Annotated in this window: 10 protein-coding genes; 7 read left to right on the plus strand and 3 right to left on the minus strand. The window is 61.3% G+C overall.

Annotated features, from left to right (window positions below; translation table 11 throughout):
• Nucleotides 1-18 precede the first annotated feature (18 nt).
• Both ACM6IV_RS04630 and ACM6IV_RS04635 read right to left on the minus strand, forming a co-directional pair.
• Entirely contained in the window at nucleotides 19-1,611 is a 1,593-nt protein-coding gene (locus tag ACM6IV_RS04630) for a DHA2 family efflux MFS transporter permease subunit (RefSeq protein ID WP_414868916.1), read from the minus strand.
• Nucleotides 1,608-2,717, minus strand: a complete 1,110-nt coding sequence (locus ACM6IV_RS04635; protein WP_414868917.1) for an HlyD family secretion protein — start codon at nucleotides 2,715-2,717, stop codon at nucleotides 1,608-1,610. The genes ACM6IV_RS04630 and ACM6IV_RS04635 overlap by 4 nt, the downstream gene beginning before the upstream one ends.
• Before the next feature lie 262 nt (nucleotides 2,718-2,979).
• On the opposite strand from ACM6IV_RS04635, the gene ACM6IV_RS04640 reads away from it, so the two are divergent.
• From ACM6IV_RS04640 to ACM6IV_RS04665, 6 genes are all read left to right on the plus strand, one after another.
• Nucleotides 2,980-4,707 carry a ShlB/FhaC/HecB family hemolysin secretion/activation protein gene (locus ACM6IV_RS04640; protein ID WP_414868918.1) on the plus strand — a complete coding sequence of 576 codons (1,728 nt, stop codon included), beginning with the start codon at nucleotides 2,980-2,982 and terminating at the stop codon, nucleotides 4,705-4,707.
• A 97-nt stretch (nucleotides 4,708-4,804) separates the two neighbouring features.
• Nucleotides 4,805-9,274 carry a hemagglutinin repeat-containing protein gene (locus tag ACM6IV_RS04645; RefSeq protein WP_414868919.1) on the plus strand — a complete coding sequence of 1,490 codons (4,470 nt, stop codon included), beginning with the start codon at nucleotides 4,805-4,807 and terminating at the stop codon, nucleotides 9,272-9,274.
• A 204-nt stretch (nucleotides 9,275-9,478) separates the two neighbouring features.
• Nucleotides 9,479-9,856 carry a c-type cytochrome gene (locus tag ACM6IV_RS04650; protein ID WP_414868920.1) on the plus strand — a complete coding sequence of 126 codons (378 nt, stop codon included), beginning with the start codon at nucleotides 9,479-9,481 and terminating at the stop codon, nucleotides 9,854-9,856.
• A 104-nt stretch (nucleotides 9,857-9,960) separates the two neighbouring features.
• Entirely contained in the window at nucleotides 9,961-10,449 is a 489-nt protein-coding gene (locus ACM6IV_RS04655; RefSeq protein ID WP_414868921.1) for a sigma-70 family RNA polymerase sigma factor, read from the plus strand.
• Between the two features lie 43 nt (nucleotides 10,450-10,492).
• Nucleotides 10,493-11,476 (plus strand): FecR family protein, encoded by a 984-nt coding sequence (locus ACM6IV_RS04660; RefSeq protein WP_414868922.1) that lies wholly within the window; start codon nucleotides 10,493-10,495, stop codon nucleotides 11,474-11,476.
• 98 nt (nucleotides 11,477-11,574) lie between these two features.
• Nucleotides 11,575-13,998, plus strand: coding sequence for a TonB-dependent siderophore receptor (locus ACM6IV_RS04665; RefSeq protein ID WP_414868923.1), 2,424 nt, complete (start codon nucleotides 11,575-11,577; stop codon nucleotides 13,996-13,998).
• Nucleotides 13,999-14,084: 86 nt separating this feature from the next.
• Here ACM6IV_RS04665 and ACM6IV_RS04670 read toward each other — a convergent pair whose 3' ends face one another.
• Complete coding sequence (locus tag ACM6IV_RS04670) at nucleotides 14,085-15,236, minus strand: MFS transporter (protein WP_414868924.1); 1,152 nt, start codon at nucleotides 15,234-15,236, stop codon at nucleotides 14,085-14,087.
• 236 nt (nucleotides 15,237-15,472) lie between these two features.
• Here ACM6IV_RS04670 and ACM6IV_RS04675 point away from each other — a divergent pair, with 236 nt between their 5' ends.
• A complete protein-coding gene (locus ACM6IV_RS04675; RefSeq protein ID WP_414868925.1) occupies nucleotides 15,473-16,453 on the plus strand; it encodes a diaminopimelate epimerase in 981 nt (326 codons plus the stop codon).
• The last annotated feature ends 22 nt before the right edge of the window (nucleotides 16,454-16,475 follow it).

The following is a 16,475-nucleotide window of genomic DNA, read 5'->3' on the forward strand; positions in this document are numbered from 1 at the left end:
ATACCTGCGAAATAGTGATCAATGCCCATCCGCACTCGGCGCCGCCGGTGGTTGCACCTTGCGCATCAAGGGCACCATCGCCGTGGCGATAACAAAGCACACCCCGATCATCAAAAACGTGTCGCCGTAGGTTTGCGTCTGCGCCTCGCGGTAAGTCAGCAGCCACAACTGGCGCAGGCTGGCGGTGACACCGACATCGCCGCTCTGACCCAGCATTGCAAGGTTGCCGCCAACCTGCGACAACCATTGATTCATCGCTTCATTGCTGCTGTTCAGGTGTTCGGCCAGCCGCGTGAAATGCAGGTTGGTGCGGTCATTGAGAATGGTCGCGCACGCGGCAATGCCAATCGCCCCGCCCAGATTACGCATCAGGTTGAACAGGCCCGACGCGTGCTTCAAACGTGCGGGCGCCAACCCGCCGAGGGTCAACGTCACCGCGGGTGGCACCGCCAGTTGCTGGGCAATCCCGCGCAACGCTTGCGGCAGCATCAGCTCGCCGGCACCCCAGTCGTGGGTGATCGGGCTGAACTCCCACATCGACACCGCAAACAGGCCCAGACCGATCATCATGATCCAGCGCAGGTCCATGCGATTGGCGAGAAAGGCATACAGCGGAATCGCCATGATCTGGAACACCCCGGTGGAGAAAACCGCCAGACCAATGTCCAGCGCGCTGTAGCCGCGCACCCGGCCGAGAAACAGCGGCGTCAGGTAAATCGTCGCGAACAGACCAATGCCGGTGACAAATGAAAAGAAGCAGCCGAGGGCGAAATTGCGATCCTTCAAGGCGCGCAGATCGACGATCGGATTGGCTACGTACAAGGTGCGACCAATGAAAGCCAATCCAGCAAGACCGCTGATCCACGCCGTAGTCAGAATGGTCTGATCGCTGAACCAGTTCCAGCGCGGGCCTTCTTCGAGGGTGTATTCCAGGCAGCCGAGAAACAGCGCGAGGAACACCATGCTCAAATAGTCCGCCCCCTTGAGCAGCGACAGTTCCGGCTGGTCGATTTTCACCAGCATCGGCACGGCCACCGCGACGAAAATCCCCGGCACCAGGTTGATATAAAACAGCCAGTGCCACGAAGAAATATCAGTGATCCAGCCACCAATCACCGGTCCCAATGTCGGTGCCAATGACGCCACGGCGCCGATGGTCGCGGCGGCAATCACCCGTTGTTTGCCGGTGAAGAAAAAGAATGCGGTGGTGAACACCAGCGGAATCATCGAGCCGCCCAAAAAACCTTGCAGCGCCCGAAAGGCAATCATGCTCTGGATATTCCAGGCCACGCCGCAGAGCAGGCTGGCGAGGGTGAAACCGACCGCCGAAGCACAGAACAACCAGCGTGTGGAAAACACCCGCGACAGCCAGCCCGACAGCGGAATCACGATGATTTCGGCGATCAGGTAACTGGTCTGCACCCACGCGGTTTCATCGGTGCCGGCAGACAGTCCGCCGCCGATATCGCGCAGCGACGCCGAGACGATCTGGATATCCAGCAGCGCGATGAACATGCCGATGCACATGGTCGCGAAGGCGAACACCTTGGTTGCGGTCGCCATGTCCGCCGCGTTGAAAGGTTGCGACGGGGCGGCGAGGGCGGAGCTCATGGCGCGACGGCCACGGCACTGGTTTCAGGTTGTGCGCGGGTGTCGACTTCTGCCGTCACCGACAGGCCCGGCCGCAAGTGCCCGAGCACGCCGTCAGCCGGGTCGAGGAGGATGCGCACCGGTACGCGCTGGACGATTTTGGTGAAGTTGCCGGTGGCGTTTTCCGGTGGCAGCACGCTGAATAGCGAGCCGGTCGCCGGGGCGAGGCTGTCGAGGCGACCGTGGAATTCCTGACCGGAGAGCACGTCGGCACGGATGCTCACGCGTTGCCCGGGTTTCATCCGCGCCAATTGGTCTTCCTTGAAATTGGCATCGACCCACAAGCCGCTGGCCGGCACCACCGACAACTGTTGCGAACCCGCCTGGGCATAGGCGCCGACCCGTGCGCGGCGATTGCCGATCACACCATCGACCGGTGCGCGCAGTTCGGTGTAGCCGAGATTCAGTTGCGCCAGATCACGTTCGGCACGTGCTTGTTGAAGGGCAGCGCGGGCCTGTTGTTTCTGCGTGTCGATCACCGCCAGTTGGCGTTGCGCGGCGAGCAGTTCGGCCTGGGCGCGGGCACTGAGGGCCTGGGCGGTTTTGAAGGTGGCGTCGGCGCGTTGTGCGCTTTCCACGGACACGGCATTGGTCGTCACCAAGCGTTTGTAGCGGGCGTTGTCATCCCGCGAGCGTGCGGTCTCTGCACCGGCCGCGTCGATGCCGGCGCGGGCCTGACCGATCACCGCCTGTTGCAATTGTTCGGTGGCGTCGAGGTTGGCCAGCAGCGCTTCTTCGGCGGCAACGGCGCCTTCGGCCTTGGCCAGATTGGCGCGATAGTCGCGGGCGTCGAGGCGGATCAGCACCTCGCCGGCTTTGACGTGCTGGTTGTCGCTGACCAGCACTTCGTCGATGTAACCGGCGACCTTCGGCCCGATCACCGTGACGTCGCCACCAATATAGGCATCGTCGGTTTCTTCGAGAAAGCGCCCGGTGCCCCACCAGTGAGCGGCGTAAACGCCGGCAAAAATCAGCGCGAGCAAGCCCGCACCGGGAAGCAACAGACGTTTAAGCAAGGGCGGCTTGGTCTTCACCACAACAGGTTCGAGGGGAGGCATGCTGGTCATGGCGGATTACCTGGGTAAGCGGATCGTTATTACGCCGGTAATATGACGCAGGTAATATTTAGTCGCAAATGATTTCTCATGCCGATCGTCAGTTGCGTTTTTTGTGTTCAGGCGTTGCTGTCGACGATAAAAGTCAGGCACAACAAATGTTTAAGAAATGTAAGCGCTGTAGGAAGCGTCTTGCTTTTGTGTGGGATGGCTCCGACTATCACCATCATTGATGACATGGCATTACGCCATTTGATGATCGCAAGGAAGTTGCGTGCCGTTTTCGTTTCGCGCTGTTTTTCGTCGGTGTTCCACGCGTTGCCCGCTGTTGTCGGCCGTGTTGTTAAGTGTGTGTGCCTCCTCGATTGAAGCGGCTGAACCTGTCGCGCCGGGCCAGGAAGTGCTGCGCCAGCAGCAACAGCAACAGCGCGATCTGCAACAGCTGCAACTTGAGCAAAGAAAACGGCAGTTGGAGCGCGGCGCGTTCGGTCCGACGCCGGTCACCCCGGCCAACCCGCAAACCGTTGCTCCCGATGAACGTTGCTGGCCGTTGAGCGGCACGCGCATCGGCGGCGTCACGCTGATCGACAGCGACAAGCTCAACGCCCGGATCAAGCCGCTGCTGGCGCCGTGCATGGGCGTCGGCCAGATCAATCATCTGTTGGCCACCATCACCGCGATCTACGTCGACAAGGGTTACATCGCCAGCCGTCCGTATCTGCTCAGCGCACCGGCAGCGGGGCAGGCGCTGGATATCCGCGTTGACGAAGGCTACATCGAGTCCATCGAATTGGCCGATCAGAGCCTGCCAGTGTCCCTCGGCGGCGCGTTTCCAAACATGCTCGGTGAGCCGTTGAACCTGCGCGATCTGGAGCAGGGCCTGGATCAGTTGAATCGCCTGCGCTCGATCGATCTCACTGCCGACATTGCCCCCGGCAGCCAGCCCGGCGCCTCGCGGATCATCCTGCGTTCTCGCACTTCCGCGCATTCGCGCTGGGCCTTGAACGCGGGCATCGACAACCTTGGCAGCGCCAGCACCGGACGCGATCGCGACACCGTCAGCCTCAGTCTCGACAGCCCGTTGCAACTCAACGACTTGTTGAGCCTCAGCGCCAGCGACACCCTCAATCAAGGCGATCGTTACAGTCGCAACGCCAGCCTGTATTACGCGATTCCCTACGGTTACTGGACCTACAGCGTGTTCGCCAGCCACGCCGAATACCGTGCGCCATTCAAACTGCCAAGCGTCACATTCCACAGCACCGGCATCACCGATCAGGTCAGTCTGCGCGCCGACCGTGTGTTGTGGCGCGACCAGAGCCGTCAGCTCAGCGCCAACCTGCAACTGGCGCACAAGGATGTCGACAGCTATCTGCAAGACGTCCGACTCGGCATCCAAAGCCCGACCCTGACCGTGGCCGAAGCCGGACTCAATCTGTTCTGGCTCGACCGCGCGGTGTGGAACCTCGACGTCAATTACGCCCAAGGCCTGCGCTGGTTTGGCGCCGACGACGACTCACAGCAGCAGATCAACAACCTGCCCAAGGCGCAGTTTCGCAAGTACCGCGCCGGCCTCAGCCAGTGGCGCAATGGCCTGCTCGGTGCGCAGACCTGGCAGTGGCAGAGCCAGCTCAACGTGCAATACAGCCCGGACCCGTTGCCGGCCATCGAACAGTTACTCGGCACCGACGACTCGGCGGTGCGCGGTTATCGGGTCAGCAGTGCCTCCGGCGCCAGCGGTGCGATCTGGCGCAACACCTTGCGCCTGCCGCTGCGCAGCGAGTGGCCGCTGCAGATCACCCCGCGCGTGGGCCTCGACCATGGCTGGATCAAGGCCGATCACGGCGCGCAGGGCCAACGCCTGAGTGGTGCCAGTGTCGGCCTGAATCTGGGCTGGAAGAACCTGCAAGTGGACGTCGATTACCAACGCGCCCTCAACACCCCGAATGGCCTGCAGCACGAGCCTGAAACCTGGCTGATGCGAATGGGCCTGCAAATCTGAACAACGCAGTGAACCAACAGCCGTCGGATCTGAGCGCGTCAGCCACGGCCAAGACTAAACGCGCACCGTGATGCCGTACTCACATGGAGACGTTTTTATGCCAGCACACACCTTTGCATTTCATCTTTCGCCTCGGGGTAAATTGCGCTGGGCGATTGCCAGCCTGTTCTTCGCCGTGCACCTGCCGAGCGCCCTCGCCGGCGGCGTCGTGGTCGCACCCGGCCCCGGCGGCACCGCGCAATTGCAAACCCAGGGCGGTGTGCCCATCGTCAACATCGTCGCGCCCAACGGCTCGGGCCTGTCGCACAATCAGTTCCTCGATTACAACGTCGACCGCCAGGGCCTGGTCCTGAACAACGCCTTGCAGGCCGGGCAATCGCAACTGGCCGGGCAACTGGCGGCCAACCCGCAACTGCAAGGGCAGGCGGCGAGCGTGATCCTCAACGAAGTGATCAGCCGCAATCCCTCGGCCATCAACGGTGCGCAGGAAATCTTCGGCCGGCCCGCCGATTATGTGTTGGCCAACCCTAACGGCATCTCGGTCAATGGTGGCAGTTTCATCAATACGCCGAACGCCAATCTGGTGGTCGGTCGCCCGGAATTGAATGACGGCAAACTGCAAAGTCTGAACAGCCGCGATGCCAGCGGTCAGTTGCAGATTCAAGGCGGTGGCCTGCGTAACGGCGAAGGTTCGATCAACCTGATCGCGCCGCGCATCGACAGCCAGGGCGCAATCACGGCGCGCGATCAGTTGAACCTCACGGTCGGGCGCAATCAGGTCGATTACGCCAGCGGCCAAGTGAAAACCGTTGATCCAGCAGGCAGCACCGGCGATCAACGCATCGACGCCAGCCTGTTCGGCGCGATGCAGGCCGGGCGCATCAATATTGTCAGCACCGCCGAAGGTGCAGGCGTGCGGGTGGGCGCGGTGCAAGTCGCCGGGCGTGATGGCGTGCAGATTCGTTCGGCCGGCGACCTCAGCGTCAGCGGCGAAGCCATTCCCGACAGCCTTGAAGTGACCCGCGCCGGTATTCGCAGCAGTCAGGGTGATGTCGGTCTGCACAGCGGCAAGGACCTGACGTTGGCCGCTGCTGATGTCAGCGGTCGCGACGTCACGCTCAAGGCCAAACGCAACCTGACCCTGTCCACGGTCGAAAGCCGCAAGCTTCAGGAAAAGCGTGAGAACTGGAACAACAGCACCATCGGCATCACCTGGGAAACCTACGACCGCACCCAGACCGACAGTGAATCGCGTCAGCACGGCAGCCAGATTATCGCCAGCCGCGATGCGAAACTGGCGTCCGGCAAGGACACCGATTTGAAAGCCGCCAAAGTCGAAGCGGCGAACAATCTCCACGTGCACAGCGGCGGCGACTTGCGCCTGACCGCCGCCACTGAAAGCCACACGCAAACCGATCAAGGCAACCACCGCAAGCACCTGTGGAAAGCCGACTGGAACAGCAGCAGCGAAGAGCAGCGCAGCGTCACCAGCCAATTGAAGGCCGGCAACATTGCCCTGCAAACCGCCGCGTTGTTGCGCTCCGAAGGCGCTGAATTGAGCAGCGCGGGCGACGTGCAAATGGCCGGCAAACAAGTGGAAATCACCACGGCCACGCACACCAACCGCAGCAGCGACAACCGTTACTCCGGTGACCTGGTCGGCGGTGGGTTCTTCGGCAAGACCGGCGATGCCGACAAGGGCAAGACCCAGCATCAGGGCAGCAAAATCAACGCCAGCGGCAAATTGATCGTCAAGGCTGACGACGTGCGCATCAGCGCCAGCCAGGTGCGTGGCGGCAGCGACGCCAGCGTGATCAGCGACAAGGGTTCGCTGACCATCGACGGCGTGCAGGACACCTCGCACAGCAACAACCACGACAAGGACAGCAAGTTCTTCGGCATCAGCAAGGACGAGTCGCGGCAGAACAGCAAAGACAGCAGCACCGTGCGCAGCGAACTGGTGTCGGACAGTAACCTCAAGCTCAAGAGCGCCAAGGACATTGCAGTGGCCGGCTCGACGGTCAAGGCTGACGGGGCGCTGACGGCCGACGCGGCGGGTGACGTCAATGTGCATGCTGCGCAGAACACTCACGACAGCACTGACACCACGCAAACCCGTGGCTTCGATGCCTACGCCAAAGAGCAAACGCCAGAGCAATATCGCGCCGGGGTTCACTACCAAGACAAACAGCAAACCGTCACTAGCAACGACGTCACTCAGCAAGGCTCCAGCCTCAGCGGCAGCAGCGTACAGGTCAAGGCGGGCGGTGACGTCACGCTCAATGGCGCGCAAGTGAAGTCCACTGCTGGCGATGCCACGTTGAGCGGCAAAAACGTCTCGTTGCTGGCCGAAGCCGACAGCCACAAAACCTCTTCCGACACCGCCAGCACCGGCGGTGGTTTCTACTACACCGGCGGCCTCGACCGTGCCGGCAGCGGCGTCGATTTCGCCCACCGCACGGCGCAGGACTCGACCAGCAAAACCACTGCGCAAACGAGCAGTGTGCAGAGCAACGGCAGTCTGACGATCAATGCCGACCAGCTCACCACCGAAGGCGCGCAGCTCAAGGCCGGTAACGATCTGAACATCGCCGCCAACGCCATCGACAACCGTGCCGCCAGCAACACAGACAGCGACACGCATAGCGAGAGCAACTGGTCGGCGGACATTGGTGCCAACGTCGAGTACAAAGACATCGCCCGGCCGATCGCTGGCGCGGTCAAGGACGTGCTCAACGGCAAGGTGCCGGACAAGGACGCACTGGCCAATATCGGTCAGCCGAACGTCGGGATCGACGTTGCGGTGGGCCATGGCAGTGGCAACAAAACCGAGCAAAACAACAACGCCGTAGTCAGCCGTTTTGACGGCGGCACTGTCGATGTGAAAACCACCGGCACGCTTCACGACCAAGGCACGCAATACAACGCCAGCGCAGGCAAGGTAAACGTCAGCGCTGACAAACTGGTTGCCGATGCCGCCAGCAACACGCACAACAGCAGTGCGAACACGGTGGATGCCAAGGTTGATGTGCGCGTCTACACCAAGACCGGTGAAGACGTGAACGTCGCCGGCAGCGGCGGGGGTGGCAGCAGTGCGTCGAGCAAGGACAGCTCCAGCGCCGTGGTTGGCGGGTATGCCGGCAATCAGGGTGTAAACATCAAGGTCGGCGGCGATGCGCAGTTCGAAGGCAGCCGTTTCGACGGTGGGCAGGGCGGTGTGAGCATCAACACCAGCGGTGATCTGGCGCTGAATCAGGCCGGTGACCACCAGAGCAGCAACAACAGCAGCCTGCGTGGCAATGGCTCGCTGACGGTCGGCACCTTGCCGGGCACCGACGGCACCAACGTCGATCTCGGCGCCGGGTTCCAACTCGATCACACCGGCAAGCAAACCACTGACACCCAGGCCCATGTGGCGAGCATCAGCGGCAACGGTCCGGTGCAACTCAGCAGCGGCGGCAATCAAGTCCAGCAAGGCAGCAAGATCGACAGCGCTGGCGCCATAGATCTGCACGCCGACGGCAAGCTCGATCTGCAAGCGGCCACCGACACTCACACCGCGACCGGCAGCAGTCTCGGCGGCGGCTTGAAGGTGGGCGGCAGCAAAACCAGCAGCGAGAAGAGCCGCGATCAGGGCGGCAATCTGAGTGGCAACTTCAATATCGGTCGGGTCAATGAGAATTCGAAAACCCTCTCCGGTGGCCAGCTCAACAGCCGGAGCGGCATTGTCTTGAGCGGTGATTCGATTCACCTGCAAGGCACTCAGGTCAGCGCACCGAACGTCAGCATTGATGCGCAGAAGGGCGGCTATGTGCAGGAGTCGGCGCAGTCCACCGACAAGCGCAATAACTGGAATGTCGCGCTGAATGCCGGCGGCAACCTGAGCAGCAAAACCCCGAATGCCGCTGATGAGAAGGCCAGCAGCGATCACGGTTTCAATGCCGGGGCCAAAGTCGGCGTGGATTACCTGCAAGGCAGCACCCAGCAAAACAGCCAGATCAAGGCTGACAGTTTGGTGTTGAACAGTGCCGGTGATGCACAGTTGGCGGGTGCGCGGATCGATGCTAACGATGTCGGCGGCAGGGTCGCGGGTGATCTGAGCGTCGAAAGCCGTCAGGACTCGAGCAACCACGCCAAGGTCGACGTCGATCTGGGCCTGACCGCGAAGAAAAATCCACCGGTCGACAAGGAAAAACTCGCCGGCACCGACTACAAGCCGACACTGAAAGCGCAGGGTGAGTACGTGCACAAGGACAGCGTTGCGCAGACGTCCGCGATCAGTGCCAACCAAGGCGTGAACCTGGCGGTGGACGGCGCGACACAACTGACCGGCGCGCGGATTTCGGCGACGCAAGGAAAGGTAGATCTGGGTGGTTCGAAGGTCAGCAGTGCTGATCTGAGCAACCGTGACTATGGCGTGAAAGCGGGCCTTGATCTGCCGCATAAAGCCGAGGAAAACGCACCGAAGGTTTCCCTGGAAAACGGCAACCTGAAAGTCGGCCCGGTCGCCCTGAGCGGGCATCTGGACACCCAGACCCTGCAAGCCGGGATCGACGAAAAAGGTTAAAGCCAACGGTATTGGATGCCAGATCTGCCATCCACTACCGAACCTTGGGGGAGCGAGCTTGCTCGCGAAGGCGTCCGTTCAGTCAATGCATTAAGTGACTGGCGGACCGCCTTCGCGAGCAGGCTCGCTCCCACATTGTTTTGCGCCAGACGTTAAATCTCGCGCATCATGCGCGACCTTAAAAAAACGCCAGGGAGGCAAACAATGAAAGCAGCATTCGTCGCTGTACTCGGGGCTTTGTTGATCGCCCAACCATCCGTGTCCTTCGCGGATAACAGCAACGGTAAAAACCTCTATTCACAGCGCTGCGCTGTGTGCCACGGCGCCGATATCAAAGGAACAGGGCCACTGGCGCACAAAAGCAATCCGCCCACACCTGACCTGACAACGCCTGCGTTTAAAAAACGTCTGAATGAATATCCGGGCGTGATTGTCTCGTCGATCATCCTTCGCCCGAACGGCAACCTGATTCCGAAAACCTTGCAGGAGAACGGGGTGAAAATACCGCCGCATGCCTGGAGCGTTAAGGATCTGCGCGATCTGCATGACTACATGAGTGGTGTGATTTCGATAAAACGCTGAGTCTCAGAGGCGAGCCGGACGGTCGGTCGAGGAATCCATTGCTTCGGCTTAATGGTAACCATTACTATTCACGCCCCTTTCCTCAGCACACCGCCAATACCCCCATGCGTCCCCGCAGACCCGGCTTTTTCGAGCATTACGAAGAGTTGATCGGCACCTGGACTCGTCGCCTGCGCAATCGCGCGCAGGCCGAGGATCTGGCGCACGACACCTTTGTGCGGGTGCTTGAGTCGGATTCGGCGGCGGTGCAGCAGCCTCGGGCGTATTTGCACCAGACCGCGCGCAATATTGCGGTCGATGGTTATCGGCGTGAGGATCGGCGCGGCGCCATGGAGGCGGAGGCCATCGATCACAGTGTGTCGTCGTCCGGCGACCCGGAGCATTACATGCATGCGATCCAGTTGGCCGACTCCATCGAACGGGCGCTCGGCGAGTTGCCGGTCAATTGCCGCAAGATTTTCGTCTGGCAGAAGATCGAAGGCCTGACCCAGGCGGAAATCGCCGAACGCCTGGGCCTGTCCAAGAACATGGTCGAAAAGTATATGATCCGCACCCTGCGCCATCTGCGTGATCGCCTCGACGGGTTGCAGTGATGAGCCGCTGCTCCCTTTCTTCCCCAGCCCAACAGGACATTCCATGATGGAGACGCGTGATTGCGCGTGCGGGCAAACAACGGTGCGCGATGACGCGGCTCGCTGGTTTGTGCGTTTGCAGGAGCCGGCCCTTGATGCCGAGGAACAGCAGCGCTTTGACGCCTGGCTGAATCAACATCCACAGCACCGTGACGAATACCAATTGCTGCAGGGTTTGTGGTCGGCCGCTGATTTGCTCCCGGCGCCACGCCTCAAAGCCCTTGCGCAACCTGCGCCAAGCCGCCGTGGACGCCGCCCATTGTTGCGGTATGCCGTGGCCGCCGGTGTGTTGGCGGTGGCGCTCGGGCTGGGTTTGTTCAGTGGGTTGAATCATCCGGACGGTTACCGCGCCGAGTTCGCTACGGCGCTCGGCGAGCGCAAACATGTGGCACTGCCGGACGGCTCGGTGATCGATTTGAACAGCCGCAGCCGCTTGCAGGTGCGCTTTGAACAGGATCGACGCCTGATCGAGTTAAGTGAAGGTGAGGCGATGTTCAGCGTCGCGCACGATACCTCGCGACCGTTCGTGGTCGAGGCCGGCAATGGCAAGGTGACGGTCACCGGCACGCGTTTCGATGTGCGCCGCGATGTCATGCAAACTCGCGTGGCGGTGGAGCAGGGCACGGTGAAAGTGCAGGGGCGTGACGCGCCAGATAATCAATTCATCAGCCTGACCGCGGGCCTCGGCACCCATGTCGATACACAAGGCAAAGTCGCCGCAGCCTATGTGGTCAACCCGGCAGAACTGACGGCGTGGCGCAGCGGCAAACTGGTGTTCAACAACGCCAGCCTCAGCGAAGTGGCAGCCGAAGTCTCGCGTTATCGCGAGAAGCCGTTGACCGTGGCCAACCCGGCGGTGGCCAGTCTGCGCCTGACCAGCGTGTTCAACACCGACAACACCGACGCTTTGCTAAAGGCCTTGCCGAGCATCCTGCCGGTGGGCGTTCGCACCCTTGCTGATGGCAGCCAGGAAATAATCGCAAAATAAAATTCAGGTTTTTTTCGAGTTCATCGTCTTCCTGTTCAACTGCAACTGGTTTGCATTAACAGCCGCACACTCTTGCGATCCACAGGACTACGTACGACGTGAAAAACACCCCTGCCAACAACAAAAAATCCCCTTGGCTGCCGCTGGCCCTCGCCCTGGCGGTCAACGCTGCGATGCCGCTGGCGTTCGCCGATGAAGCCATTCATATCCGTGCGCAGCCATTGGGTCAGGCCCTCAGCGAACTGGGTCAACAGACGTCACTGCAAGTGTTTTTCAGCCCGGAACTGGTGGCCGGCAAACAGGCGCCGGCGGTCGACGGCGACATCTCGCCGGAGCAGGCGCTGCGCCAATTACTGCAGGGCAGTGGTCTGGACTATCAGATCAATGAAGGCTCGGTGACCCTCTCGCCAGCGGCGACTGCTGCCGCCAACGGTCCGCTCGAACTGGGCGTGACCGACATCAAAGTGGTCGGCGACTGGCTCGGTGACGCCAACGCTGCCGTGGTGCAGAACCATCCGGGTGCGCGTACGGTTATCCGCCGCGAAGCGATGGTCGAGCAGGGCGCGATGAACGTCAGCGACGTGCTCAAGCGTGTGCCGGGTGTGCAGGTGCAGGATTCCAACGGCACCGGCGGCAGCGATATTTCCCTGAACGTCGGCGTGCGCGGTTTGACCTCGCGCCTGTCGCCACGCTCGACCGTGTTGATCGATGGCGTGCCGGCCGCTTTCGCCCCGTACGGCCAGCCGCAACTGTCGATGGCGCCGATTTCCTCGGGCAACCTCGACAGCATCGACGTGGTGCGTGGTGCCGGTTCGGTGCGTTATGGGCCGCAAAACGTCGGCGGCGTGATCAATTTCGTCACCCGCGCCATCCCGGAAAAGGCCACCGGTGAAATCGGCACTACCCTGGAAACCACTCAGTACGGTGGCTGGAAACACATCGATACCGCGTTCCTCGGCGGCACCGCCGATAACGGCATGGGCGTGGCGTTGCTGTATTCGGGCGTCAATGGCAACGGCTACCGCGAGCGCAACAACGGCAACGACATCGACGACGTGCTGCTCAAGACCCACTGGGCTCCGACCGATCAGGACGATTTCAGTCTCAACTTCCACTACTACGACGCCACGGCCGACATGCCCGGCGGTCTGACCCAGAAGCAATACGACGATAAACCGTACGACTCGGTGCGGGACTACGATCAGTTCACCGGGCGGCGCAAAGACGTGTCGTTCAAATGGATCCGCCAGATCGACGAGCGCACCCAGGCGGAAGTCCTCACTTACTACACCGACAGTTTCCGTGGCAGTACCATCGCTGCCCGCGATCAGAAAACTCTCAGCTCCTACCCGCGTTCGTATTACACGCTGGGCATCGAGCCACGGGTTTCGCGGGTCTTTGATGTCGGCCCGACCACGCAGGAAGTCAGCGTCGGTTATCGCTACCTGAAAGAGGCGATGCACGAATCGTCGAGTCGTGTAGCGCTGGTCAATAATCAGCCGGTGCTCACGCCGACGTCGGATGGTCATGTATTCCAGGATCGTACCGGCGGCACCGAGGCCAACTCGGTCTACCTCGACAACAAAATAGATGTCGGCAACTGGACCGTCACTCCCGGCATTCGCTTCGAACACATCAGCACCGACTGGCATGACCGCGCGGTGCTCGACACGGCTGGCAGACCGGTGCAGGCGAAAAATCGCAGCATCGAGAGCAACGAACCGTTGCCGGCGCTGAGCGTGATGTATCACCTGTCGGATGCGTGGAAACTGTTCGCCAACTACGAAACCTCGTTCGGCAGCCTGCAGTATTTCCAGCTCGGCCAGGGCGGCTCGGGTGATCAGACCGCCAACGGTCTGGAACCGGAAAAGGCCAAGACCTATGAGATCGGCACGCGTTACAACGATGACGTGTGGGGCGGGGAAGTGACGCTGTTCTACATCGACTTCGACGACGAACTGCAATACATCAGCAATGATGTGGGCTGGACCAACCTTGGCGCGACCAAGCACCAGGGCATCGAAGCCTCGGTGCATTACGACATGGCGGCGCTGGATCCGCGTCTCGATGGTTTGACCGCCAACGCCGGTTTCACTTACACCCGCGCCACGTATGAAGGGGAGATTCCGGGTTTCAAGGGCCGTGATCTGCCGTTCTATTCGCGGCAGGTGGCAACCGTCGGTTTGCGTTACGACATCAACCGCTGGACCTACAACCTCGATGGTTTTGCCCAGTCGAAACAGCGCTCGCCGGGCACCGGTGTGAATGCCGACGGCAGCTTCAACGGCAACTACATCACCGACGGCACGGCGGACGGACAGTATGGCGACATTCCGGGTTACGTGACCTGGAACGTGCGCGGCGGTTATGACTTCGGACCGCATGTGTCGAACCTGAAGCTCGGCGCCGGGGTGAAGAACATCTTCGACAAGCAGTACTTCACCCGCTCCAGCGACAACAATTCTGGGATGTATGTCGGCGCGCCGCGGACGTTCTTTGTGCAGGCCAGTGTAGGTTTCTGATAAACCGCGGCGCCCCTATCGCGAGCAGGCTCACGCCTACAGGTTCACTGTGATCCCTGTAGGAGTGAGCCTGCTCGCGATGCTTTTTAGACTTTCAAAACTTTCCCGCCAATGGCCACAGCAACCAACAACACCGCCATCAAGCCAAAGGCGAAACTCAAACTGCTGGCATGGGCGACAAAACCAATCACCGCCGGTCCCGCCAGAATCCCCGCATAACCCAACGTGGTAATCGCCGGCACGGCAATGCTTTCCGGCATCACCGTCTGCTTGCCCACCGCCGTGTACAGCACCGGCACGATGTTCGAACAACCGGCGCCGACCAGCGCATACCCGACCAGTGCCGCTTGCCAGCTCGGCGCGAACGTCGCCAGAAACAAACCGCCCGCCGCCAGCAGACCACCCAAGAGAATGATCCGCGTAGCGCCCACGCGCCGCACGATGCGGTCACCCAGCAAGCGTCCTGCTGTCATGGTCAGGGCAAACGCCGCATAACCCAGCCCCGCATACGCGGTGTCGATCCCGCGTTCTTGCGCCAGGAACACCGCGCTCCAGTCCAGCGCCGCGCCCTCGGTGAGGAAGACGATGAAGCACATGCCGCCAATAAACAGCACGATGCCGTGGGGCACGGCAAACGCCGGGCCCGAGCTTTCACTGCCGTAAGGCAACATGTGTGGTACGCATTTGAACAATGCCGCGATCAGCACGACGACCACCACCAGCATGGCGGCCAGTGGCGTCAAACCCAGGCCGAGCAGGGCGCTGACACCCGCCGCGCCGACAATCCCGCCCAGACTGAACAAGCCGTGAAAGCCCGACATCATGTGCTTGCCGCTGGCGCGTTCGACGATCACCGCTTGCAGGTTCACCGTCGAATCGACCGTACCGAGGCCGGCGCCGAACATGAACAGCGTAGCGATCAGCGCCGGTATCGACGACACCGTCGCCAGTAACGGCAACGCCGCGCAGATCAATAACGTGCCACCGGTGGCGACGCGCCGACAGCCGAAGCGCGTGGCCAGAATCCCCGCCAGCGGCATCGCCAGAATCGAGCCGACGCCGAGGCACAGCAGCAACAACCCCAGCGTGCCTTCATCAAGCCCGGCGCGGGCCTTGGCGTACGGCACCAAAGGCGCCCATGCGGCGATGCCGAGTCCGGCGATGAAAAAGGCGATGCGCGTGGACATCTGTTGCAGGCGTCCGGGGACGAAGGTGGCTTGGTCGTTGAGGCTGGTCATATCAATCCTTGGCAAAAAACATCGCGTCCCCGAAGGACAGTGATACGGCGACGAGGTTCGATCGCCGATGTTCGGGGACGTGCAGACGACATCCTAACCTGTAGGAGTGAGCCTGCTCGCGATAGCGGAGTGTCAGTCGCTATTTTTTTACCTGATACACCGCTATCGCGAGCAGGCTCACTCCTACAGGGGATTCGGTTTACAGTGGGATTCTTCGGCAGCAGGGAAAAAGAGTGATGACGCAGTTCTACGATGCACGGGGCAATATCTATGGTGTGATTTCGCCCCAGGCATTGCGCCGGGCGGGCGTTGATTTACCTGCCAGCGCGTTTGCATGCGCATCGTCGCGTCAGGCGTGGAGCGAAGCAGCAATCAAACTCTGCTGCGACTGGCCCGAAGACCAGCGCCCGGTGAACAGCAAATCCCACCGCAGCGACGGCCTGCTGATCGGTCCTTTCCAGACGTCGCCGCCGTTCGACGTATTGATCGTCAACACCGACGGCACCCTCGCCGAGCGCAGTGGCAATGGCCTGACGATTTTCTCGCAGGCGCTGACCGAGCAAGGCTTGATGCCGGAGGAGGGCGCGTTGTTGCGCGTGCATCACGACAAGGGTGGCGTCGTGGAAACTTCGGTGAAACCGGCTGAAGTCGACGGCGTTCAAGGTTTCTGGCTCGATCTCGGTCAACCGCGATTCGGACCGGATGCGGTCGGTGCGCAGACTGTTCAAGGCATTGAGTTCAATGCTCGGGACGTGAGCCACGTCCAGCCCTTGGCGCAACTTGATCCAGACTGGGCGCACAGCCAATTCGTGCGCATTGGCAATCCGCATTGCGTCACGCTGCTCAGCGATGCCGCGGCTTTGCCAAGTAATGAACAGATGCGTGAATCGCCACTGAACGAAGGCCTGACCCAAGTTGCCTACGCCATGCCTGTCGGTGCCGGTAATCCATGCCCGGAGGGCGTCAATCTGCAATGGGCAGTGCTGGAGTCGCCGCAGAGAATCCTTGCCCGAGTGTTCGAGCGTGGCGAAGGGCCGACAGCGTCATCCGGCACCAGTGCCAGCGCAGTGGCATCGGCGGCGTGGCGGATAGGTTGGGTTGCGGCGGGAGAAGTGCAAGTGGTCATGCCCGGTGGCACGGCGCCGATTCTGCTCGAAGCAGCAGACGGGGAGTTAGTGCGGGTGAGGTTGTTTGGTACGGCGCGGTTGATGGGCTGAATTCAAAGGCCTCATCGCTGGC

It is taken from the genome of Pseudomonas sp. IT-347P (assembly GCF_949768005.1).
In the GTDB taxonomy this organism is placed as follows: Bacteria; Pseudomonadota; Gammaproteobacteria; order Pseudomonadales; family Pseudomonadaceae; genus Aquipseudomonas.

Bases quoted from the DNA above. Each gene is read 5' to 3' on its own strand.
- ACM6IV_RS04630 (WP_414868916.1), bottom strand. From the start codon at position 1,611: ATGAGCTCCGCCCTCGCCGCCCCGTCGCAACCTTTCAACGCGGCGGAC.
- ACM6IV_RS04655 (WP_414868921.1), top strand. From the start codon at position 9,961: ATGCGTCCCCGCAGACCCGGCTTTTTCGAGCATTACGAAGAGTTGATC.
- ACM6IV_RS04675 (WP_414868925.1), top strand. From the start codon at position 15,473: ATGACGCAGTTCTACGATGCACGGGGCAATATCTATGGTGTGATTTCG.
- ACM6IV_RS04670 (WP_414868924.1), bottom strand. From the start codon at position 15,236: ATGACCAGCCTCAACGACCAAGCCACCTTCGTCCCCGGACGCCTGCAA.
- ACM6IV_RS04660 (WP_414868922.1), top strand. From the start codon at position 10,493: ATGATGGAGACGCGTGATTGCGCGTGCGGGCAAACAACGGTGCGCGAT.
- ACM6IV_RS04650 (WP_414868920.1), top strand. From the start codon at position 9,479: ATGAAAGCAGCATTCGTCGCTGTACTCGGGGCTTTGTTGATCGCCCAA.
- ACM6IV_RS04645 (WP_414868919.1), top strand. From the start codon at position 4,805: ATGCCAGCACACACCTTTGCATTTCATCTTTCGCCTCGGGGTAAATTG.
- ACM6IV_RS04635 (WP_414868917.1), bottom strand. From the start codon at position 2,717: ATGACCAGCATGCCTCCCCTCGAACCTGTTGTGGTGAAGACCAAGCCG.